Source organism: Spirillospora sp. NPDC048824 (genome assembly GCF_043198455.1).
Classification (GTDB): Bacteria; Actinomycetota; Actinomycetes; order Streptosporangiales; family Streptosporangiaceae; genus Spirillospora.
On the sequence record NZ_JBICUS010000028.1, the window covers coordinates 1 to 19,435 of the forward strand.

General features: G+C 69.3%; 22 protein-coding genes. 9 read left to right on the top strand and 13 right to left on the bottom strand.

Annotated features, from left to right (window positions below):
• Positions 1-369: 369 nt before the first annotated feature.
• The 3 genes from ACGFIS_RS34625 to ACGFIS_RS34635 all read left to right on the top strand — a co-directional run bounded on the left by ACGFIS_RS34625 (position 370) and on the right by ACGFIS_RS34635 (position 3,547).
• The gene (locus tag ACGFIS_RS34625; protein WP_392908829.1) at positions 370-666 is read left to right on the top strand and encodes a hypothetical protein; all 297 of its coding nucleotides are present in this window, start codon (positions 370-372) and stop codon (positions 664-666) included.
• A 744-nt stretch (positions 667-1,410) separates the two neighbouring features.
• Complete coding sequence (locus tag ACGFIS_RS34630) at positions 1,411-3,228, top strand: toxin glutamine deamidase domain-containing protein (protein WP_392908827.1); 1,818 nt, start codon at positions 1,411-1,413, stop codon at positions 3,226-3,228.
• A 25-nt stretch (positions 3,229-3,253) separates the two neighbouring features.
• Complete coding sequence (locus ACGFIS_RS34635) at positions 3,254-3,547, top strand: hypothetical protein (RefSeq protein ID WP_392908825.1); 294 nt, start codon at positions 3,254-3,256, stop codon at positions 3,545-3,547.
• A 169-nt stretch (positions 3,548-3,716) separates the two neighbouring features.
• On the opposite strand, the gene ACGFIS_RS34640 is transcribed toward ACGFIS_RS34635, so the two are convergent.
• The 3 genes from ACGFIS_RS34640 to ACGFIS_RS34650 form a co-directional block, all read right to left on the bottom strand.
• Positions 3,717-4,124, bottom strand: coding sequence for a HEPN domain-containing protein (locus ACGFIS_RS34640; protein ID WP_392908823.1), 408 nt, complete (start codon positions 4,122-4,124; stop codon positions 3,717-3,719).
• A gap of 128 nt (positions 4,125-4,252) precedes the next feature.
• Entirely contained in the window at positions 4,253-4,462 is a 210-nt protein-coding gene (locus ACGFIS_RS34645; RefSeq protein ID WP_392973761.1) for a DUF397 domain-containing protein, read from the bottom strand.
• A gap of 13 nt (positions 4,463-4,475) precedes the next feature.
• Entirely contained in the window at positions 4,476-5,318 is an 843-nt protein-coding gene (locus ACGFIS_RS34650) for a helix-turn-helix domain-containing protein (protein ID WP_392908818.1), read from the bottom strand.
• A gap of 125 nt (positions 5,319-5,443) precedes the next feature.
• On the opposite strand from ACGFIS_RS34650, the gene ACGFIS_RS34655 reads away from it, so the two are divergent.
• The 3 genes from ACGFIS_RS34655 (at position 5,444) to ACGFIS_RS34665 (ending at position 6,504) form a co-directional block, all read left to right on the top strand.
• Positions 5,444-5,761 carry a hypothetical protein gene (locus ACGFIS_RS34655; RefSeq protein ID WP_392908816.1) on the top strand — a complete coding sequence of 106 codons (318 nt, stop codon included), beginning with the start codon at positions 5,444-5,446 and terminating at the stop codon, positions 5,759-5,761.
• Positions 5,758-6,168: an ATP-binding protein gene (locus ACGFIS_RS34660; protein WP_392908814.1), complete on the top strand. Its 411-nt coding sequence runs from the start codon at positions 5,758-5,760 to the stop codon at positions 6,166-6,168. Before ACGFIS_RS34655 ends, ACGFIS_RS34660 begins: the two co-directional genes overlap by 4 nt.
• Before the next feature lie 171 nt (positions 6,169-6,339).
• Positions 6,340-6,504, top strand: coding sequence for a hypothetical protein (locus ACGFIS_RS34665; RefSeq protein WP_392908812.1), 165 nt, complete (start codon positions 6,340-6,342; stop codon positions 6,502-6,504).
• Here ACGFIS_RS34665 and ACGFIS_RS34670 read toward each other — a convergent pair.
• From ACGFIS_RS34670 to ACGFIS_RS34705, 8 genes are read right to left on the bottom strand one after another with little or no spacing between them, the layout of a single operon-like run.
• Positions 6,501-8,081, bottom strand: coding sequence for an AMP-binding protein (locus ACGFIS_RS34670; protein WP_392908810.1), 1,581 nt, complete (start codon positions 8,079-8,081; stop codon positions 6,501-6,503). The genes ACGFIS_RS34665 and ACGFIS_RS34670 overlap by 4 nt on opposite strands.
• An 8-nt stretch (positions 8,082-8,089) precedes the next feature.
• Entirely contained in the window at positions 8,090-8,221 is a 132-nt protein-coding gene (locus ACGFIS_RS34675) for a hypothetical protein (protein ID WP_392908808.1), read from the bottom strand.
• Positions 8,218-9,687: an FAD-dependent oxidoreductase gene (locus tag ACGFIS_RS34680; RefSeq protein ID WP_392973762.1), complete on the bottom strand. Its 1,470-nt coding sequence runs from the start codon at positions 9,685-9,687 to the stop codon at positions 8,218-8,220. The genes ACGFIS_RS34675 and ACGFIS_RS34680 overlap by 4 nt, the downstream gene beginning before the upstream one ends.
• Before the next feature lie 22 nt (positions 9,688-9,709).
• Positions 9,710-10,618 carry a VOC family protein gene (locus ACGFIS_RS34685; RefSeq protein WP_392973763.1) on the bottom strand — a complete coding sequence of 303 codons (909 nt, stop codon included), beginning with the start codon at positions 10,616-10,618 and terminating at the stop codon, positions 9,710-9,712.
• A 41-nt stretch (positions 10,619-10,659) separates the two neighbouring features.
• Positions 10,660-11,844 (bottom strand): acyl-CoA dehydrogenase family protein, encoded by a 1,185-nt coding sequence (locus ACGFIS_RS34690; protein WP_392908801.1) that lies wholly within the window; start codon positions 11,842-11,844, stop codon positions 10,660-10,662.
• A 21-nt stretch (positions 11,845-11,865) separates the two neighbouring features.
• Positions 11,866-12,885 (bottom strand): 2Fe-2S iron-sulfur cluster-binding protein, encoded by a 1,020-nt coding sequence (locus tag ACGFIS_RS34695; protein ID WP_392908799.1) that lies wholly within the window; start codon positions 12,883-12,885, stop codon positions 11,866-11,868.
• Positions 12,882-14,618, bottom strand: a complete 1,737-nt coding sequence (locus tag ACGFIS_RS34700; protein ID WP_392908797.1) for an FAD-binding protein — start codon at positions 14,616-14,618, stop codon at positions 12,882-12,884. Before ACGFIS_RS34700 ends, ACGFIS_RS34695 begins: the two co-directional genes overlap by 4 nt.
• Entirely contained in the window at positions 14,615-15,484 is an 870-nt protein-coding gene (locus tag ACGFIS_RS34705; RefSeq protein WP_392908795.1) for an alpha/beta fold hydrolase, read from the bottom strand. Before ACGFIS_RS34705 ends, ACGFIS_RS34700 begins: the two co-directional genes overlap by 4 nt.
• Positions 15,485-15,805: 321 nt before the next feature.
• On the opposite strand from ACGFIS_RS34705, the gene ACGFIS_RS34710 reads away from it, so the two are divergent.
• Positions 15,806-16,405 carry a flavin reductase family protein gene (locus tag ACGFIS_RS34710; RefSeq protein WP_392908793.1) on the top strand — a complete coding sequence of 200 codons (600 nt, stop codon included), beginning with the start codon at positions 15,806-15,808 and terminating at the stop codon, positions 16,403-16,405.
• 20 nt (positions 16,406-16,425) lie between these two features.
• Here the strand turns inward: ACGFIS_RS34710 and ACGFIS_RS34715 are convergent, their stop codons facing one another.
• The gene (locus tag ACGFIS_RS34715; protein ID WP_392908791.1) at positions 16,426-17,331 is read right to left on the bottom strand and encodes an IclR family transcriptional regulator; all 906 of its coding nucleotides are present in this window, start codon (positions 17,329-17,331) and stop codon (positions 16,426-16,428) included.
• Positions 17,332-17,554: 223 nt separating this feature from the next.
• Here ACGFIS_RS34715 and ACGFIS_RS34720 point away from each other — a divergent pair, with 223 nt between their 5' ends.
• Positions 17,555-17,770, top strand: a complete 216-nt coding sequence (locus ACGFIS_RS34720) for a hypothetical protein (RefSeq protein WP_392908789.1) — start codon at positions 17,555-17,557, stop codon at positions 17,768-17,770.
• Positions 17,767-18,264, top strand: coding sequence for a nuclear transport factor 2 family protein (locus tag ACGFIS_RS34725; protein WP_392908787.1), 498 nt, complete (start codon positions 17,767-17,769; stop codon positions 18,262-18,264). Before ACGFIS_RS34720 ends, ACGFIS_RS34725 begins: the two co-directional genes overlap by 4 nt.
• A gap of 32 nt (positions 18,265-18,296) precedes the next feature.
• Here ACGFIS_RS34725 and ACGFIS_RS34730 read toward each other — a convergent pair whose 3' ends face one another.
• Positions 18,297-19,361 (bottom strand): hypothetical protein, encoded by a 1,065-nt coding sequence (locus tag ACGFIS_RS34730; RefSeq protein ID WP_392973764.1) that lies wholly within the window; start codon positions 19,359-19,361, stop codon positions 18,297-18,299.
• Positions 19,362-19,435 lie beyond the last annotated feature (74 nt).

Genomic DNA, 19,435 nt, shown 5'->3' on the forward strand with positions numbered 1-19,435 from the left:
ACAGTGGCCTGACCCGCCCCGACCCGGTCACCGTTCCCGACGACCATCACAGTCACCGCGCCCGCCGGCGCATCCCACCCCCGATCCGCACCCCCGGACAGGCCACGGACCTGCGCGTGGCAGACCCCGCACGCCCCGAAATGCCGCTCTGCCAAGCAGACCGGCTCTCATGACGAGATCGGAACCAACATGGATCACCGGAAATCACGCCGTGGATCCAGGCTGAGCACCTTGACGGACAGCCAACGCCTTCTCTGCGGGATGCTTCTCATTATTTCATCGCGGGACGCGAAACAGGCTATCTTAGGGTGGATCTTCCCGAACGTTTCCTTGAGCCTTGAGAGCCTGATTCCATTTGGAGGAAACAACATGGCAGTGACCTACGAGCAGGCACGCGAGATCGTCCGTAAGCATTTCGAGCCGGGATGGACCCATGGCACATTCTGCCTGGATGACCGCATGATCGTCGAAAACGACGAGTTCTATGTTTTCAACATTGGAGCACGCGAATTCATCCTGGACGGTGACGATTCGTACGCGATTTTGGGTGGGGTGTCCATCGTGTTCAAGGAAGACTGCAAGGTGGCATCGCGACCATCCTCTGTGATCGCCGTAGACCCCTCCATCCGGAGGAGGCCGAATCCGAACCCGACACTGAAACCGTGACCGCCGCGGAGGCGGGCGGTGGCGCGCATCTCGACCATGCGGCCGCGTCGCCCGTAGATGACGTACCTGACCTGAACAACGGCGGTCGAGCGGGACGGTGTGATCGCTGTGGAAGTCGGCCGGGTCATCGCATGCGCCGGATCCGCGCGTGTGTCTGGCCGCGGCACTGCGGCCTGGCACCGTGAACGAAGGTCCGCGAGCGAGGGGATATCGGCCAGGCGGGCTGGAGTGGTTCAAGGACGCTGGCGCCCTGGAGGGCGGCCGCCATGTACCCGGGCCAACGTGGGCGGAGCCATCGGTCAGGTGTCGCAGTCGCAGGCCAGGGGGCGCCGATACGCAGTTGGTCGTCAAGCTCGACTTTTCCCGGTTGGGCGCAGCATCCCCGGTCAGGGGAAAGGTTGCCACTGGTCGGCCGCACGCCGCCGGAACCGCCGCGGTGCATAAGATCCGACAATTGGGACATCTTCGTTTTCCTTGAATTGCGAGTTGTCAAACCGCTGCTCGTGCTGAATCAAGGGTCTCGATGAGACGAAGTCATGGTGTGACGGCCTCAGCGCGGACGAAGTCGTATGAACAGCGCCGCGTTCCTTGGGTGTGTACGTGCAAAGTTCGGACGTGCGCGATTTCATGGGGGCCGGTGTGGTCTTGGCGTCAGCCCCGCGCGTCAAGGCACACCCCGGCGAGCCGTCCGCACCCCACTGCCCTGATGGACGGTCCGCCTCCCCCGAGGAAAGGGACGCGGGCGTGGGCGTTGAAGATACCACCAAGACCGACACACGCACGGAGACGTCCGACAAGCCCACCTCGCAGGAGCGCCCCTCCGCCCCACCGCCCGACAACCCCGGCTCCCCCGGCCAGCCGTCCCGCCTGGAAAGCCTCCGCCGCGCCCGCGAGCAGCAAGAAGCCAGAGCGCAGCAGGCCCAGGAAAAGGACACCGGCAGCTCACCGCGCGAACAACGCGACGACGAAACCACCTCGGAACAGCCCGGCCGCGCCGCCGAGAATGCAGAGGCATCCGGTAGGCCCGGAGCCAAGGACAAGCAGCAGCGCCAGGACGAAGACCAGCGCGAGGACGACCCACGCATCCAAGACCAGGGCACCAGCGGCAGCCGCGAGACCGACACCGCTACACCCGGCGACCGCAACCGCGACCGGCCCCAAGCCCAACCCACCGAACCCCGAGCCGACACCCGCACCGACACCGCCGACAGGCCCGCCTCGCTTGAAGGACAGTGGACGCCGCCCCCTGACAGCCCCGGCTCCCCCGGCCAGCCATCCCGCCTGGAAAGCCTCGCCCGCGCACGCGAACAACAACAGGCCGCCGCCGCACAGTGGAATGGGCGCAGCGACACCGGCAGCCGTCCCACTGAGCAGCGCGTCAACGAGTCCGCCACACCGCAGCGCGAGAACGACGATGGGAAAGCGGAGCCGGCAGGCAACGCCGAAGGCGGCGGAGAGGGCCAGGACGCGGACGCACCGACAGACGATGCCAAGACCGAGGACGGACCCAAGCCCGACATCTCCGAGGCGCCACCCGTCCCTGACCACGCCCCCCAGCCGACGATTGAAACCACCGGCCAGCCCGCCGGCCCACAAGAAGCCCGTTCAGGCACAACGGGCGAGTTGGATCCCCAAAAGCGCACCACTGACCCACCGCGAACCGCTGAACAGGGCGCACAGATCACAGACGGGCTCGACAACGACGCTGCTCAACCCGGTCCCGAGCCAGCCGAGCAGCCCACCCCTCTCGCCGACGGCACCGACCAGGAGCGCGACGCAAGAGAACCTGGCCGCGGCGAGGAACGACGACCGGATCTGCATGATGAGCAGCCCGACACCCGCGACGGCGACATTCGAGACGGCGAACCAGGCAACCACCGGATCACCGACAACTTCCTGCCCTCACCGGAACCAACGGGAGAAGCCTACGGCGACAGCCCTGAAAGCACCGACCAGGCCACCGGCAGAACTGACGAAGAAACAGGGAGGGACGATGCCCGTGAGGGCGTAAGCGAGATCGCCTCTCAACGCGCTACCGGACGAGAACTCGCCGAAGCTGCCGAGAAGAAGATAAATATCGAAATCAACGAGACTTTGAATTTAGTAAACCCTAAATTCCAGCCAACCAAGTCCGCCTATTCCGAAAACTGTACCGGTGTCGTGCAGGCGAACGAGTTGCGGCGGCGAGGTTCCGAGGTGGAAGCCGGCCCATTGGAACGACCTCTACGAAAAGACGAAGGCGGTCCAGGAGGTCGACCTTTGCGCGATATCGAACAGGTCTGGGGTGGTAAGTTCACTCCTGGCACGAAGGACCAGATTGAGGATGCACTCAAAGAGCCAGGATCGCGCGGCATTGTGTACATTGCGTGGAACCACGGTGGCGCACATGTGTTCAACGCAGAGAACGTTGGGGGAAAAGTTCGTTTCGTCGACGGTCAACCGACACCTTCGGTGACCGATGCCGCTAACTATTTCACCTTGGGCCGGAACACGCACTATCTTAGGGTCGACAACCGTCCGACGCCGACCGACAGGGCGATTGAACGTTTCCTAGAGCCCTGATCAACCATATTTCCTTGGAGGAGACATGCCAGTAACTTACGAACAAGCCCGGGAGATCGTACGGCAGCACTTCGAGCCCGGATGGACAAATGGCACCTTCTGCCTGGACGATCGCATGATCGTAGAGAACGATGAGTTCTACGTTTTCAATATAGACGCTCGTGAATTCATCGTGGACGGCGATGTTTCATTCGCGACTGCGGGAGGGGTATCGATCGTCTTCAAGGAAGACGGCCGGGTAGAGTCCCGGCCGTCCGTCATGATTGCCACGGACCCGTCCATCCAGAGCAGGACTAATCCGAGCCCGACGCTGAAGTGACCTTGGCCTGTTCACATTTATGCCGACGCCCTGCCGTTCGAGGCCGCCGAGGTCCTTAAGGACGTCCACGCTCGGCCGCTCTGGTCGCTGCGTGATCAGCGAATGCCTAAATCCCCTGGCCGAGATTTACCTCACTTGACCGAGGAGGCACAACGGGCATGCACTTGACCTAGAACCGGGTCACCAATACTGACTTCTTGACACCGAGTCGCACTGCAACCCAGGCCCGGAGCAGCGTTACACCCTTGCGATAGTTCTCAACCTTCACCTCCGGCCCCACGATATCCCGATTTGCATGCTTGACCGAGTTGTAGGTGTCGGCAAAGTTTTGCACGAAGGTTGCGTGGTCGAAGTCGAGCGCGCCGGCAACCTCAAGAAGAAGATGATCGATGCGTTCCTTGACACTTTTCCTGTTTGCGTCTCTTTCTATCATTCCAGAGTCGATGAGCGCCTGATAGCCGATTGCTTCAATCGCTATTCCCAGCTGCGCAACATGGGCGTCGATTGTAGCCCCCTCAAGGTCCAGCAGTTGCACGAGAGGGTTGATGCCGCGACTGTACTTGTCGGCGAGATTCATCCAGCGCCCTGGCCCCCCGCATCGCCGTCGCGCACATCCCCGACCCGGCCCACCTGGCCGATTGATCTGAACCTCCCGGCTGCGGTGAGTTTGGCGCGGCGCCTCTCCTCGCGATCGGCCGTTGGCGCCTACCGGTCGTAACGACCAGCCTCCACCTCGGCGACGAAGGTGGTCCACGCCTCACGGGTGACAGCCAGGTGGCCTACCTCTGGGGCCTTGCTGTCCCTCACGCCAATGCCCGATCGAATGTCGGCGACCTCGACGCAGTTGCCGTTGCCGCCGCTCCGACTGCTCTTTCTCCACCTGGGCAACGCTGTGCCGTGCGCCATGCTCATCATGCTCCTTGCCTGGTTACAGAGCTTCCGCAGCCGCGGCGACCAGCGAGGCGGACGCCTTGGGGCTGAGCGCTCCGGCGCGAAGATGCGTACTTGCCACGTTATATCGGGCGACGTCCGCTTCCTCCTCCAGAAAAATATCCCCCGCGTGACTCTCGATGTACACGATGTCCGGACCGACCGCCTCACCGAAGTGCATGACGACAAAGGAACCGGTCATACCTGGATGGCCGCCCGCGTCGAAAGGGATCACTTGGAGATGCACGTTGGGAAGTTCAGTGATCTCCAGCAGGTGATTGAGCTGCTCTCGCATAACCTCACGTCCGCCCACGACACGACGGATCGCCGCCTCGTCCACGATCGCCCACAGCTTCAGCGGCTGCTCTTTGGTGAGCGCTGCCTGCCTCCGCATTCTCGTCTCGACACGGCTCTCGACGTCCTCTCGGGAGGACTCCGGAAGAGTGCTGGTGACCGCCGCTCGTGCGTAGCGTTCGGTTTGGAGGAGGCCAGGGATGAACAGGCACTCGTAGTTCAGCACCTCGCGGGCTTCGGACTCGAACTCGATGTAGGAGGCGTAGCGTTCTGGGAGGTCTGAGGCGATGGTGTGCAGCCAGCCGCGCGTCGCCGCCTGCTTGAGCAGGGTCCTCAGTTCGGAGCGCTTCGGCTCGGTCACCCGGTACGCGTCCAAGAGGCTCGTCAAGGTCCGTGCTTGGGGGCGGACGCGGGCGGTCTCGATCCGGTAGAGCGTGGCCACGTTGATGCCGGTCTGCTCGTTCACCTGCTCGCGGGTGAGTTCGGCGATCTTGCGTAGCTGGCGAAGCTCGGCCGCGAGGCGTCGAAGACGCACCGTCGGTGCCACTTCAACTCCCTTCCGTTGACGGCTTCGGGCGCAGCCGGTGCCCCTCAGCCACCCGGACGCGGCCCCGGGGCGGTGCTTGCACCACCGGCCCGGGGCCTTGACCCGACTGCAAAGGAGTCGGACCTATGTCGAACCTACCCAAGTGCTCGCCTCATGGTGGGCACCAGGAGTGGATGCCGGTGGCGCCGACGACGGCTCAGCGGCTGGAGTTGCTGGTCAGGCTGATGATGAGCCTGCGGAGCCTCAGGCGGGGGTCCGTGTTGTATCTGGACGGGCGGGCGGAGCCGGTTCTGGCGGTGCCGGTTCTGTCGCGGCGGCGGTCGTTGGCGGTGCTCGTCGTCCAGGACGGTGGCGGGTGGTCCTACCTGTGGGACGCCGTTCACCGGACACCGGCCGGGGCGGAGCGGGTCGCGGCCGAGCTGATCGCCGGGGTGGCGCGGTGATCGTCTGGGAAGCGGGACGCACCGAGCGCATGTGCTCGCCCGGTGTCCTCGACGTCCGGGAGGTTCGCGCGCGGGTCCGGAAGGCGCTGTGCGGATGCGCGGGCGGCTTCGACCTCGACGACGTGGACCTGATGGTCTGCGAGATCGCCACCAACGCCGTCCGGCACAGCGCCAGCGGCAGGCCCGGCGGCGGGGTGTGCGTCACCGTGCTGGTGGCGGCGGAACGACTCCGGGTGGAGATTCAGGACGACGGCGGCGCACGGGGCCGTCCGATGATCCCCGCGCAGGGCTCAGCCTGGGACGAATCCGGGCGCGGGCTCTTCCTAGTGCAGGAGTTGGCCGGACGCTGGGGCACCCTGTGCGGCGAGGACGGACGCCACACCGTGTGGTTCGAGGTCGTCCGATGACCGCTTTGCGTGCTCTGCGCGCTGCATGGGCGGCTCGACGGCATCGCGGGGCGGGCCGTCCAGCGGAGCATCCGGAGGCGGTGTTCCTCTTCGCCGCCGTCGGACCGGAGGCGCGCAGGGCGTTCGAGATGTTCCCCCGGCGAGGCGCGGGCGTGGCGGACGCTCGCGAAGATGGAGGCGGCGCGGTCGCGGGTCTGGCGGCGGCGCGGCCGGATATGGGACGCGGGCCTGTGCGCCGGGCGGGCCGAGGCGTACCGGGCGGCGGCCGTACAGCTCGAAGACGTGCTGATCGAGTCGCTCGGCCTGTGGGACGAGTACGAGCGCCAGGTCGGCTAGGGCGTCCGGAGTTCGTAGGTGCCGTTGTGGTGCTCGTAGAGGGCGTCTGTGGTGTTGCGGGCTTCGGCGCGTAGGGAGCGCTTAAGCACCTTGTTGGTGGGGGTGCGGGGCAACTCCTTCACTACGCGGATGTAGCGGGGCGTCCACTTGGTGCCCAGGTCTGGTTGGGCGGCCAGGAACGCGGTGAAGGACGCCGGGTCGAAGGCTTGGTCTGGGGCCAGGATCACGGCTGCCATTACCTGATCGCCTACGTGGTCGTCCGGGACGGCGTAGACCGCCACGTCCGAGAAGGGTTCGTAGCGGGCGAGGAGCCGTTCTACGGGGGCCGCGGCGATGTTCTCGCCGTCCACTCTCAGCCAGTCGTCGTCGCGGCCTGCGAAGTACCAGTAGCCGTCTGCGTCGCGGTAGGCGAGGTCGCCCGACCACGTCCAGCCGTTGCGGACGCGTTTCGCCGTGGCCTCGGGGTTGTTGTAGTAGCCCTCGAACTTGGCGGCGCCCATGGTGTCGACTATTTCGCCGATCGCTTCTTCCGCGTTGAGAAGTGCGCCGTGTTCGTCGAACTTGGCGGGTGGGCATTCGCGGAGGGTGGCCGGGTCGATGACCAGGGTGCCGGGTTCGGCGACGCCCAGGGAGCCCGGGGGTGTGCCCGGGACGCGGTTGAGGCGGATCTCGCCCTCGCTGGAGCCGTAGGAGTCGATGACGGTGCAGCCGAAACGGCGGGCGAACTCGTGGATGTCACGTTCGGCGGCCTCGTTGCCGAACGCGATGCGGAGCGGGTTGTCGGCGTCGTCCGGTTTCTCCGGGGTGGCCAGGATGTAGCTCAGCGGCTTGCCGACGTAGTTGAAGAACGTCACGCCGTGGCGGCGGACGTCCGGGAGGAAGCCGGAGGCGGAGAACCTGCCGCGCAGGACGATGCGGCCGCCCGTCGCGACGGCTGGGGCGATCCCGGCCATCAGGGCGTTCGAGTGGAACATCGGCATGACGACGTAGAACACGTCGTCGCAGGTCAGGGCGCGGCGGTCGCGTTGCTGGACGGCGATCCGGCCGAGCCTGCCCTGGGTGCAGATCACCGCCTTGGGGGCCGATGTCGTCCCCGAGGTGAAGACCAGAGAGAAGATCGTCCGGGGGCTGACCTGGGTAACGTCCGCCGGCCGGGTCGTTGCCAGGTGGTCGGTGTAGGCGGCGGTGTCGACCGTCAGCGCCGGGACGTCCACCAGGCCGTCGAGCTGCGATGCGCGGGACGCCTCGGTGACCAGGAGCGCGCAGTCGGTGTGGGTGATGTCGCGGGCCAGTTCGGCGCCGCGCCGGGTCGGGTTCAACTCGACGACCGGGACGCCGGTCAGCGCCGAGCCCAGCAGCCAGAACAGATGCTCGGGGCCGTTCTCCAGGAACAGGCCGACGTGGCCGTCCGCGGCGCGGGCCAGGGTCGCGCGGCGGCGGGCCTCGGTGACGACCTCGCGCCACGTCCAGGACGCGTCCTCGAAGTTCAGGGCCGTCCGGTCGTCGTCCGCGCGGGCCGCGACGAGTTCGGCGAACGTGACCTCGCGGGCGGGACGGTCGTCGTGCAGCGCGGGCATGGCACTCCCTAGGCGCGGTGGGGCCGGTTCATCCAGCCCTGGTCGAACCCGCAGGCCTCGGCGTGCTGGACGTACGCGCCGATCCACGCGGGATCGGCGGTGACGCCCGCCGCCACGGGGAGCAGGACGGCGTACTTCATGCAGAGCCCTTCTTGAGTGCGGCGGCGGCGCGTCCGGCGCGGCGGCCGAAGAACGTGCCGTCGCCGAGGGACGTCCCGCTGATGTAGCCCTCGCCGTGCATGCCGGCGGCGGCACGGCCGGCCGCGTACAGGCCGGGCACCGGGACACCCGAGTTGTTCAGGACCTCGCCGTCGGCGGTCGTGTGCAGCCCGCCGAGGGTGAACCCGCCCGCGCCGGTGCCCTTGCCGGTGCCGCCGGAGCCGAAGAACCCCGCGCCGGGGTCGATCGCCGCGAACGGGGACTTCAGCGGACGCAGCCACTTCGGGTCCTTGTGGAAGTAGGGGTCCTCGCCCTTCTCGGCGTGCCGGTTGTACGTCTCGACCGTGTTCTCCAGGGACCCGGCGGGCATGCCCAGCGACTCCTCCAGTTCGGCCAGCGTCTCGGTGGCGTACTTGGGGAGCACCCCCCACCGGTCGGCCTCGGGGACGGACTCGTACCCCTCCTCGTCGATGATCGTCCAGTAGGGGCCGGGCTGGTTCCGGATGGCGTGGACGCTGAAGTGGCCCGGGTAGACGTCCTCGTTGATGAAGCGGCGGCCCAGCCCGTCCACCAGCATCCCGCGGCACACCATCGCCGGCAGCGCGGTGAGCGCGATCTCGACCACGCCCATCCGGCGGGTGGCGGCGCCGATCGCGCTCGCCATCCGGATGCCGGAGCCGTCGTCGAGGCCGTCGCTGACCTTGTCGTGGCCGAGCAGCACCGGCGCGTGGTCGGCCAGCATCTCCTCGTTGTCGACGAACCCGCCGGTCGTGAGGACCACCGCCGTGCGGGCGCGGTAGGTGACCTGCCCGCCGTACTTGCGCGCCACCACGCCGGCGACGCGGCCGTCCTCGTCCAGGACGAGGTTCGCGGCGACGGTGTCGACGTGCGCGGCGGCTCCGGCCCCGGTCGCGGCGGCGGTCAGCTTGTCCATCAGGACCTTGCCGCCGAACCCGCTCGCCGCCGGACGGTGCCCGCGCGGGACGGGACGGGCCACGGTGTTGTACGGCCAGGAGTTCTCGCCCAGCCACATCAGCCCGTCCTCGGAGAACGGCATCCACACGGGCGCCGGGTAGAGGCTGGGGTTGAACGTGACGCCGCACTCGCGGAACCACTCGAAGTGCTCGACGCTTCCGTCGCAGTACAGCCGGAGCTTCCCGGTGTCGGCGTTGGGGCCGAGCGCCGCCTCCAGGTAGGCGTACATGTTGTCGGGGTCGTCGTCGAACCCGCACGCCTTCTGCACCTCGGTACCGCCGCCGAGGTACAGCTCACCGCCGGACTGCGCGGACGAGCCGCCGGGGCCGCTCGCCCGCTCCAGCACCAGGACGTCCGCCCCGGCGCGGGCGGCCTCGTACGCCGCCGCCGCGCCCGCGCAGCCGAAGCCGACGACGAGCACATCGCATTCGTGGTCGAACTCGCCGATGTCGCGCAGCGCGACCGGCTCCACCGGAGATCGCTGAGGCAAGGGATCACTTCCCGGGAGGGGTGAACGCGGCCAGCGGCTCGGAGCCCGACCAGTCGTGGCCCCAGTAGCTGTCCTTGGTGATCTCCTCGGCGGTGTAGTACGTCTCGTCGACGAGCAGGCCCTCGCAGCCGTACTCGACGTCCCAGCCGCCGGGCGCCCGGACGTAGAACGACACCATCTTGTCGTTGGTGTGCCGGCCGAGCGTCGAGGAGATCGAGAAGCCCTTCTCCTTGACGGTGTCCAGCGCGATGCCGACGGCGTCGAGGGAGTCGACCTCCAACATCAGGTGGACGAGGCCCGGGTCGCCGTCGTGCGGGGCCGGGCAGATCGCGAGACTGTGGTGGCGCTGGTTGACGCCCATGAACCGGATCCGCACCGCGCCGCCGCCGACCTTCATCGCGCCGCGCGGCAGGAACCCGAGGACCTCGTTGTAGAACGTGACGGTCTCGGCGAAGTTCGGGGTGGGCAGCACCACGTGCCCCATGCCCATCGCGCCGGTCACGAACTTCTGCGCGAACCCGGTGCGGACGGGGCTGTGGTCGAGCACCGGGCCGAAGAACACCTCGACGGGGGTGCCGCCGGGGTCGGTGAACGCGATGACCTCCTCGGCGTCGCGCTCCGCGGCCTCCTTGCGCGTCAGCGCCGCCACGGCCGTCCCGGACTTCTCGACGGCCTCGCGGACGGCGGCCAGCGCGAACTGGTCGCGGACCTCCCAGCCCACGGCCAGCACCCGGTCGGAGTCGCCGGGCAGCACCTGCAGCCGCGACCGGCGCTCGTCCATGCGCAGGTAGAGGCCGTCCGGGTCGGGGCCGCCGCCCTCGGCGAACCCGAGCCCGTCGAGGGCGAACTCGCGCCAGCGGTCGATGTGCCGGGTCTGGACCTTCAGATATCCCAGCCCTCGGATCTGCGTCACTGTCGTAGTCCCTTCGTATGCCGTCGAGCCGAGCTCGTCCTTCAGATCATGGAGCGCATCGGGCCCTGGGGGGGTTCGATGTCCAGGTCCGTCAGGGCGGAGACGTGGTAGACGGAGCCGGGGACGTGGATCGCGTGGGCCAGGCCGACGTGCGCGTCCCGCCAGAACCGCTGGATCGGGTTGTCGGTCCGCATCGCGTTCCCACCGGACCGGACGACGATCTCGTTCATCGCCTGCACCGCCCGCCAAGCGGCGCGGACCTGGGTGCGGCGGCCGGCGGCGCGCTCGGCGAACGTCGGGACCTGCCCGGCGGCGACCATGTCGTACATGCGGGAGCAGTTGTCCAGCAGCGCCGTGCGGGACGCCTTGATCTCCTCGGCCGCCTCGCTGATCGCGTACAGCACGTACGGGTCGTCCTTGATCTTCGTGCCGGTGATCTGGACGCGGTTGCGCTGGTAGGCCAGGTGGTGGTGCAGGGCGCCCTCGGCGATGCCGATCACCGCGGAGGTGATCCCGAGCGGGAACACGCAGGAGAACGGCATCAGGTAGGACGGGTTGGTCAGGCCGGCCTCGCGGGGCGCGGACCCGTCCACGACCTTCGAGTACTCCAGCGTCCGGTAGGCGGGGACGAACGCGTCCTTGACGATGATGTCCTTGCTGCCGGTGCCCTTCAGCCCGGCGACGTCCCAGGAGTCCTCGACGATCTGGTAGTCGGAGCGGGGCAGGATGAGGTGCAGCGACCGCGGCGGCAGCGCCATCTTGCCCTCCTCGTCGCCGAGCATCCCGCCGAGGAAGATCCAGTCGCAGTGGTCGGTGCCGGAGGAGAACTGCCAGCGGCCGTTGAAGACGTAGCCGCCGTCCACGGGGCGGGCGATGCCCATGGGCGCGTACGGGGACGCGATCCAGGTGTCGGGGTCCTCGCCCCAGATCTCCTCGCGGACCTTCGGGTCGGCGTAGGCCATCTCCCACGGGTGGACGCCGACGATGCCGGCGATCCAGCCGGTGGAGCCGTCGAGCGCGGCGATGCCCATCACCGTCTCGGCGAACTCCCGGGGGTGCACCTCCAGGCCGCCGTGCGCCTCCGGCTGCAGCAGCCGGATCACCCCGGCGTCGCGCAGTATCGTCGCGGCCTTGTCGTCGAGCCTGCCGAGGGCTTCGTTGGCGGGGCCGAGTTCGCGGATCTGGTCCGCCCGTTCCATGATCGTGTCAAGCACGCGGTTCGCCATCGCCTGTCTCCCGTGATGTCGTCAGCCGTCGTATGTGATCTTCAGCCGGTCGGTGACCGGCCTCGCCTGACAGGCGAGGATGAGTCCGTCGGCGAGATCCTGCTCGTCGAGGACCGTGTTGGCGTCCAGGGTGACCTCGCCCTCCAAGGCAATGCAGGCGCAGGCCGAGCAGTTGCCCTCCCGGCAGGAGAACGGGGCGTCGACGCCGGCGCGCAGCAGCGCGTCGAGAAGGCGTTCGGACTTCGGCCAGGGCACCGTCTGCGTCTCGCCGTCCATCTCGACCTCGATCTCGCCCGCCTCCCCGCCGTCGGCGATCTCCTCGGGCGCGTCGGGCTCCTCGAACGGGTCGCCGTCGAGTGAGAAGAAGCGCTCGACGTGGACCCGCATGCCGAGGCCGGTGAACGTGTCCGTGACGAGGTCCATGAAGACCTCCGGTCCGCACACGTACGCCTGCCGCCCGGCGTAGGGGGCGGCCAGGGACCGGAGGGCGGCGGGCGTCGGCAGGCCCTGCACCGACTCCAGCATGTGGACGACCGTGAGCCGGCCGGGGTGCCGTTCGGTGAGCTCCCGCAGCTCCTCCGCGAAGATCACCGATCGTTCGTCCCGGTTGGCGTACAGGAGGGTGACCGCCGCGTCCCCGCCCGCCAGGCACGACTTGAGGATCGACATGACCGGGGTGATGCCGCTGCCGCCGGCGACGAGCAGCAGGTCGTCGTCCAGCGAGGACGGCGTGAACGTGCCGGCGGGCCGCAGCACCTCCAGGACGTCGCCGGCCGTGACGTTGTCGCAGATCCAGTTGGACCCGAGACCGCCGCCGACCCGCTTGACCGTCACCTTCAGCCGGTCGTCGGTGACCGGCGAGCTGCACAGCGAGTAGCAGCGCGCCGCCCAGCCGTCCCCGGACGGGACCCGGACGGTGAGGAACTGCCCGGGCCGGTAGCCGAACCGGTCCCGGTCGCCGTCACCGGGTTCCAGGACGAGCGAGTGGGCGTCGGCCGTCTCGTGGACGACCTCCACCACCCGCACCTTGAGCCCCGTCATGACCGTCCCGCGGCCTTCCCGCCGGCGTTTCCGTCCGCGCTCGCGTCCGCGTCGGCGCTCGTTTCCGCGCTCGCGTCCGGGGCCGCCGCGGCGTGGCGGGCCGCGATGTAGCCGAACACCATGGACGGGCCGATCGTGGCGCCCGGCCCCGCGTACTCGTTGCCCATCACCGACGCCGACGAGTTGCCCGTCACGTACAGGCCCTCGATGACGGAGCCGTCCTCGCGCAGGACGCGGGCGTGCTCGTCGGACACGAGACCGCCCTTGGTGCCGAGGTCGCCGACCTCCAGCCGGAACGCGTAGTACGGCGCCGTGTCCAGCACGTCCATGTTCGGGTTCTTCAGGTTCGGGTCGCCGTAGTAGCGGTCGTAGGCGGAGTCGCCGCGGCCGAACTCGGGGTCCTTGCCGTCGCGGGCGTACCCGTTGAACGTCTCGACCGTCCCGGTGAGCGCGTCCGCCGGGACGCCGATCTTGCCGGCCAGTCCGGCGAGCGTGTCAGCCTTGAACACGATGCCCGCCTCGTAGAACCCCTTCGGGATCGGGGCGCCCGGCAGGATCTGCGCGAACGGATACCGGGCGCGGGCCTTGGCGTCCATCACGAACCACGCCGGGACGTGGCCGCCTTCGAGCTGGTCGTGGACGAAGTTGACGTACGGGGCCGCCTCGTTGGTGAACCGCGTCCCGTCCCCGGACACGATGACCTGCCGCGGGATGGCGCGCTCGGACACCAGCGGGATCGTCGCGCCGGCCGGGTGCCGGACGGCGGGCATCCACCAGGCGTCGTCCATCAGGTCGAGCGCCGCGCCGAGGCCCTCGCCGGCGCGGATGCCGTCGCCGGTGTTCTCGCGGGCGCCCATCGCGAAGTCCGCCTGCCCGCCCTCCGGCAGGTGCTTGTCGCGCATCTCCTGGTTGTGGTCGAAGCCGCCCGTCGCCAGGAGGACGCCCTTGCGGGCGCGGATCCGCATCGTCGTGCCGTCCCGCTGCGCGGCGACGATCCCGATGACGCGGCCGTCCTCGCCGGTGACGAGTTCGGTCATCGCGGTCTTCAGCCAGAGCGGGACTTCGGCGTCCTTCAGGGCCATCCGCAGCCGGGCGGCGAGCGCCCGCCCGCCCGTCGACATGTGGCGGCGGCGGATCACGTTGGACGACACGCGCCACGCCGCGACCAGCGACGCGCGCCGGCCGGTCCAGGTGCGCTTGGCCATCGCGAGGTCGTGGTAGTCCTTGGCCGTCACCCACAGGCCCAGCGGGCCCTTCATGTTGTTCGGCCGCTGGTACTTCTCGTCCTCGCCGAGCTTGCGGGTGTCGAACGGCTTGGCCTCGATGGACCGGCCGAGCGGACGGCCGCCCTCAAGTTCGGGGTGGTAGTCGGAGTAGCCCTTCGTCCAGAAGAACTTCATCCACTTGCTCTTGCCGATCAGCTCCATCGTGGCGGGGCCGTTGTCGACATAGGCGTCGAGGCGCTCCGCCGCGACGCGGCCCTGGGTGAGCAGGTCGAGGTAGCGGCGGATCGACTCGCGGCTGTCGTCATGGCCGCGCGCCTTGAGCGTCGGGTTGTTCGGGATCCAGATCCCGCCGCCGGACAGGCTGGTGGAACCGCCGAACTTCGAGCCCTTCTCGACGACGAGCGCGCTCATCCCCGCGTCGTGCGCGGCCAGCGCGGCGGTCATCCCGCCGCCGCCGCTGCCGACGATCACCAGGTCGTACTCGTGGTCCCACTCGGTGCCGCTCACGCGTCGTCCTTCCGGGTCAGGAACGCCAGCACGGCGCTCTCCCAGGCGGACTTCTGCTCGATCATCACCCAGTGCCCGCAGTTCGGGAAGATGTTCACCTGGACGTCGGGGATCGTGCGCATCGGCACGAGGACCATGTCGACGGGGCTGACCCGGTCGTCACGTCCCCAGGTGATGAGCGTCTCGGCCTTGAGCTTGTGCAGCATCGACCAGTACGGCGGCTCGTCAGACCGCGCCATCGCCTTCGCGCGGGCCGCCATCGCCTTCGACCCGTACATGCGGCGGGCGCTGGCGAGGGTGTCGGGGTCGGTGGCCTGCCGCCAGCGCTCCTCGATCATCTCCTCGGTGACCAGCCTCGGGTCGTAGACCATCGAGCGCAGCCACCGGATCAGGCCCTCGCGGGTCGGGTCGTCGGTGAACTCCATCAGCAGCTTGATGCCCTCGCCGGGCGACGGGCTGAAGATGCTCTGGCCGATCCCGCCGATGGTGACCAGGCGCCGGACGCGGTCCGGGTGCCTCAGGGCCGTCTGGGCGGCGATGATGCCGCCCATCGAGTTGCCGATCACGTCGACCCGGCCGAGGTCCAGCCCGTCCAGGAACCGGACGATCGCGCCGCCGGCCGCCATCATCGGGTGCTCGTCGGTCGGGTCGCTGACCCCGAATCCGGGGAACTCCAGGACCAGGCACCGGAAGTGCTCGGCGAACCGGGCGAGGTTGCCGCGGAAGTTCCGCCACCCGGTCACGCCGGGACCGGACCCGTGCAGCATCAGCAGGGGCGGCCCCTCGCCGGCCTCGTGATAGCGCAGGACGCCCTGGTCGGTGGCGAGTTCGCGCAGCGTCGACTCGTAGGTCAGCTCCGTGGGCATGATCTCCCAGTCCTTCGACGGTGGCTTGACGGGAACGTAATCCGCGCGGCGGCAAGGTCACCCGGTGGATCCCGATCAGCGGGACGCACGTCTCACCGCCCGCTCCGGGTGCCCGGTCGGGCGCCCGGTCGGGCGCCCGCTTCCACTCATCGGGATCGGCGCGCGCCGTCCCGTCCGGGCCATGCCTACGTTTCGGGCGGACCGGACCACTTGACCGGCGGTGGGTCCATGCCACTTAGTGGATTTTGTTCCTTGGACGTTTTGTTGAGTAAGACATTGATGACAGGGATTGTGTCCCGCACCGAGCCCCGAGGTGAACAGATGCCAGCCGAGCCAGCGCTCACCGCCGACACCGGACGCACGTCCGCCGACGCCGCCGCGCCCGACCCCGCGGACTTCCGCAAGGCGATGGCGGAGTTCGCCACGGGCGTCACCGTGGTCACCGCCCTCGACGGCGGCGAGCCGGTCGGCTTCGCGTGCCAGTCGTTCGCGTCGGTGTCGCTTGAGCCGCCGCTGATCCTGTTCTGCGCGGACAAACGGGGCCGGTCGTGGCCGCGGATCCGCGCGGCCGGCCGGTTCTGCGTGAACGTGCTCGGCGAGGAGCAGCGCGAGCTGTGCGAGCGCTTCGGGTCGAGCCGGGGCGCCAAGTTCGACGGCCTGGAGTGGGAGGCGTCCGAGTGGGGCACCCCGGCGCTGCCGGACGTCCTGCTGGCCGTCCACGCCGTCGTGCACGACATCCACGAGGCCGGCGACCACGAGATCGTGATCGGGCGGGTCCTCGCGGTCGACCGGCACGAGGCGCGCGACGGCGCCTGGCGGCGTCCGATGGTGTTCTTCCGCAGCCGGTTCGGCGTCGGCGAGCCCGACGCCCCGGTCGCCCCGGACCCGTGGGGCCTCGGCGACCGGTGGGGCTGGGGCTGATCCCATGCCGGGCGACCGGATCACATCCAGTCGCCGCGGCCGTCCACGGCGAGCAGCCGGTTCATCGTCTCCGGCGACCACGTCGTCTCCCGGCCCGCGCGGGCGGTGCCGCGCCGGGCACGTCCGCCGGTGCGCTCCCCGCGGGGGGACGAGCCGGGGAAGAGGATCTGCGACGTCTCGCGGGCGGCGGTGACCACCAGCGGCGCGACGTTCTCCAGCGGGGTGCGGATGTCACCGACGAGGGAGATCCCGGCGACCGGCCCCTCGGCGCCGCGGATCGCGACCGCCACGCAGGCGATGCCGGGGAACGACTCGCCGCGTTCGAACGCGAGGCCGCGGCGCTGCCGGACCCGGTGCAGCTCCTGGTGGAGGATGCCCAGCTCGCCGATGGTGCGGCTGGTGAACCGGCTGATGCCGGCGCCGAGCAGCGCGTCCACCTGCTCGGGCTCCAGCCACGCCAGCATCGCCTTGCCGAGCGCGGTGCAGTGCGCCGGGGCCCGTCCGCCGACCCGCGACGGGACGGACGCGGCGAGCCGCCCGCCGAGCTTGTCCAGGTAGAGGACCTCGGGGCCGTCCAGCACGGCCAGGTGCGCGACGAGCCCGGTGGTGACCTGCAGCTCGTGCAGCAGCGGCGCGGCGGCCTCGCGGATCTTGCCGTGCCCGCCGTCCTGCCCGCCGAGTCCGAGGGCGCGCCGGCCGAGCCCGTAGCCGAACGAGTGGTGCGCGAGCCAGCCCTGCCGGACGAGCTGGTCCAGGATGCGGTGCGCGGTGGACCGGGGCAGCCCGGTGCGGCGCGCGACGTCCTCCAGAGTCAGCCGGGCGGTCGGCCCGTTGAACGCGTCGAGGATCAGGGTCATCCGCTCGATCATCGACGGCGGCGAGTCGCCGCGGGCCGGAGCAGCCGCCTCCATCATCGCCTCGGTCATCGCGTCTCCCAGAACATGACTGAAATGAATTCTTGTTAAGAGAATCTAGCAACCGCTTGGTCAGATGGGAAGAGGGCAAGTTTTGCCAGGTCAGCACGGTCCAGCTCACCGGAACCGATGTCCTGGGCCTCCCGGGCAACGTGATAGAACGTTTTCCTGCCATAGAGGGGAGCAACGATGCGTGTCGGTCTGGTCACACCGGTGGTGGCGCAGCCGCCCGGCCATGCCGCCTGGGAGCCCGACGCGGGCATCGAGGACGTCGCCCGGGTCCCGCTGTGGATCGGCGGCCGGCGCCGCGCTGACCCGGCTGCGCGAGGCCGGCGCCACGATCGCGGGCGTCCGGCTGGCGTCCTCGTCGCCCGGCCACCACTGCGAGCAGCTCGCCGCGCTCCGCGACCTGGCGGGCGACTACGCGCTGACCTTCGAGGAGAAGCTGTGACCTCCGCCGAATCCCGCCTGGCCGCCATCGAGGAGCGCCTGCGCGCCCTGGAGGACGAGCGGGAGGTCACCCGCCTGATCCTGTCCTACGGGCCCCTGGTCGACAGCGGCTGCGCCGGCGACGTCGCCGCCCTCTGGGACGAGGACGGCGTCTACGACGTGGACGAGATCCCGATGACCGGCCGGGCCGAGATCGAGACCATGGTCCGCTCCGCGCACCACCAGCGCTGGATCACCGGCGGCTGCGCCCACTTCGCCGGCCCGCCCCACGTCACCGTCGACGGCGACGAGGCCACCGCCGCCGGCTACACCCTCATGATCGTCAACTCCCCGGACGGGTTCGTCCTGCGCCGCGCCACCGCCAACCGCTGGCGCCTGCGCCGCACGCCCGGCGGCTGGCGGGCCGTCAACCGGACGAGCCGCGTCCTGGACGGCCGCGAGGAGGCCCCCGACCTCCTCGCGGCCCACTTCCCGGACGCCGTCCGCCACCACTGACCACCCGGCGCGGAACCGCGCCGGGTGTCAGGTCAGCGGAAGCGGTCGATGTTGAGCAGGTCCCCGGCGCCGAGGCCGACGCCCCACAGGGAGCTGCTGCGGCCGATCTGCTCGAGGTCGTACATGTAGGGGTACCCGGGGGCGGGGGGACGCGGCACGCTGGTCCACGTGGCGCCGTCGTAGTGCCGGTAGTACGGGGACTGGCTGTCCTGCAGCCAGATGCCGCCCCGGCCGTCGGACGCGATGTCGCCGAGGAACCCGGCGTCGTCGGCGAACGTGCCCACCCGTTCGTACGGCGACGGCGTCTTGGTCGCGGTGAACGTGCTGCCGTCCCAGTGGACGAGTTGGGGCCCGGAGAACAGCGGGTCCATCGGAAGTGTGTAGAACCACACGTCGTCCGGGCCCACCGGGACGATCTGCAGAATCCAGTGGGGCCATTCACTCGGCAATGTCATGTGGTTCCACGACTCGCCGTCGTAGTGCCACAGGGCCGTCACGCCGTCCGACGAAGGCGTGCCGCCCACCCAGACGTCCTCCGGGGTGCGCGCGGCGATGGCGTCCAGCAGGGTGCCGCTGGGCACGGTCAACCCCTGGTCGGCCCACTCCCCGGCGCGATACCGGAACACCTTGGAGCCGTCGGCGCCGGATCCGGTGGACCAGGCGGAGCCCCAGCGGTCGATGGACACCGCCATGGGCGTGTCCGAGGGGTGGGGGACGGCCGTCCACGCGCGTCCGTTCCAGTGCAGGGACTTGGTCGTGGCGTCACCGCCGCCCTGCCCGACCGCCCACGCGTCGGCGAAGTGGCGGGCGTCGACGTCCACCAGTTCGGGTGCCGTTCCCTCGGGGACGGCCTGGGGCGTCCAGGCGCCGTCGTTCCAGCGCAGGACGAGCGGTTCACCGCCGGACGCCTGGCTGCCGACCGCCCAGGCGTTGCCGTGGCTCGGCGCGGTGACGCCGTACAGCGCGGGGCCCACCAGCCCGGTGACCGGGACGTGCCTCCATTCTCCGGGTGGCGCGTCGGCGAACGCGGGGACGGGACTCACCAGCACGGCGGCGACCGCAAGCGGTACGACACGCCGGACGAGCGTGGATTTCATGAGACGGACTCCTCCCAAGAGGAACGGGGTGACCGAACACTCCGCGCCAGTTTTGAGTGGCAAGGTCATTCTGT

Bases quoted from the DNA above. Each gene is read 5' to 3' on its own strand.
- ACGFIS_RS34625 (WP_392908829.1), top strand. From the start codon at position 370: ATGGCAGTGACCTACGAGCAGGCACGCGAGATCGTCCGTAAGCATTTC.
- ACGFIS_RS34635 (WP_392908825.1), top strand. From the start codon at position 3,254: ATGCCAGTAACTTACGAACAAGCCCGGGAGATCGTACGGCAGCACTTC.
- ACGFIS_RS34640 (WP_392908823.1), bottom strand. From the start codon at position 4,124: ATGAATCTCGCCGACAAGTACAGTCGCGGCATCAACCCTCTCGTGCAA.
- ACGFIS_RS34645 (WP_392973761.1), bottom strand. From the start codon at position 4,462: ATGATGAGCATGGCGCACGGCACAGCGTTGCCCAGGTGGAGAAAGAGC.
- ACGFIS_RS34655 (WP_392908816.1), top strand. From the start codon at position 5,444: ATGTCGAACCTACCCAAGTGCTCGCCTCATGGTGGGCACCAGGAGTGG.
- ACGFIS_RS34665 (WP_392908812.1), top strand. From the start codon at position 6,340: ATGGAGGCGGCGCGGTCGCGGGTCTGGCGGCGGCGCGGCCGGATATGG.
- ACGFIS_RS34670 (WP_392908810.1), bottom strand. From the start codon at position 8,081: ATGCCCGCGCTGCACGACGACCGTCCCGCCCGCGAGGTCACGTTCGCC.
- ACGFIS_RS34675 (WP_392908808.1), bottom strand. From the start codon at position 8,221: ATGAAGTACGCCGTCCTGCTCCCCGTGGCGGCGGGCGTCACCGCCGAT.
- ACGFIS_RS34690 (WP_392908801.1), bottom strand. From the start codon at position 11,844: ATGGCGAACCGCGTGCTTGACACGATCATGGAACGGGCGGACCAGATC.
- ACGFIS_RS34695 (WP_392908799.1), bottom strand. From the start codon at position 12,885: ATGACGGGGCTCAAGGTGCGGGTGGTGGAGGTCGTCCACGAGACGGCC.
- ACGFIS_RS34705 (WP_392908795.1), bottom strand. From the start codon at position 15,484: ATGCCCACGGAGCTGACCTACGAGTCGACGCTGCGCGAACTCGCCACC.
- ACGFIS_RS34710 (WP_392908793.1), top strand. From the start codon at position 15,806: ATGCCAGCCGAGCCAGCGCTCACCGCCGACACCGGACGCACGTCCGCC.
- ACGFIS_RS34715 (WP_392908791.1), bottom strand. From the start codon at position 17,331: ATGACCGAGGCGATGATGGAGGCGGCTGCTCCGGCCCGCGGCGACTCG.
- ACGFIS_RS34720 (WP_392908789.1), top strand. From the start codon at position 17,555: ATGCCGCCTGGGAGCCCGACGCGGGCATCGAGGACGTCGCCCGGGTCC.
- ACGFIS_RS34730 (WP_392973764.1), bottom strand. From the start codon at position 19,361: ATGAAATCCACGCTCGTCCGGCGTGTCGTACCGCTTGCGGTCGCCGCC.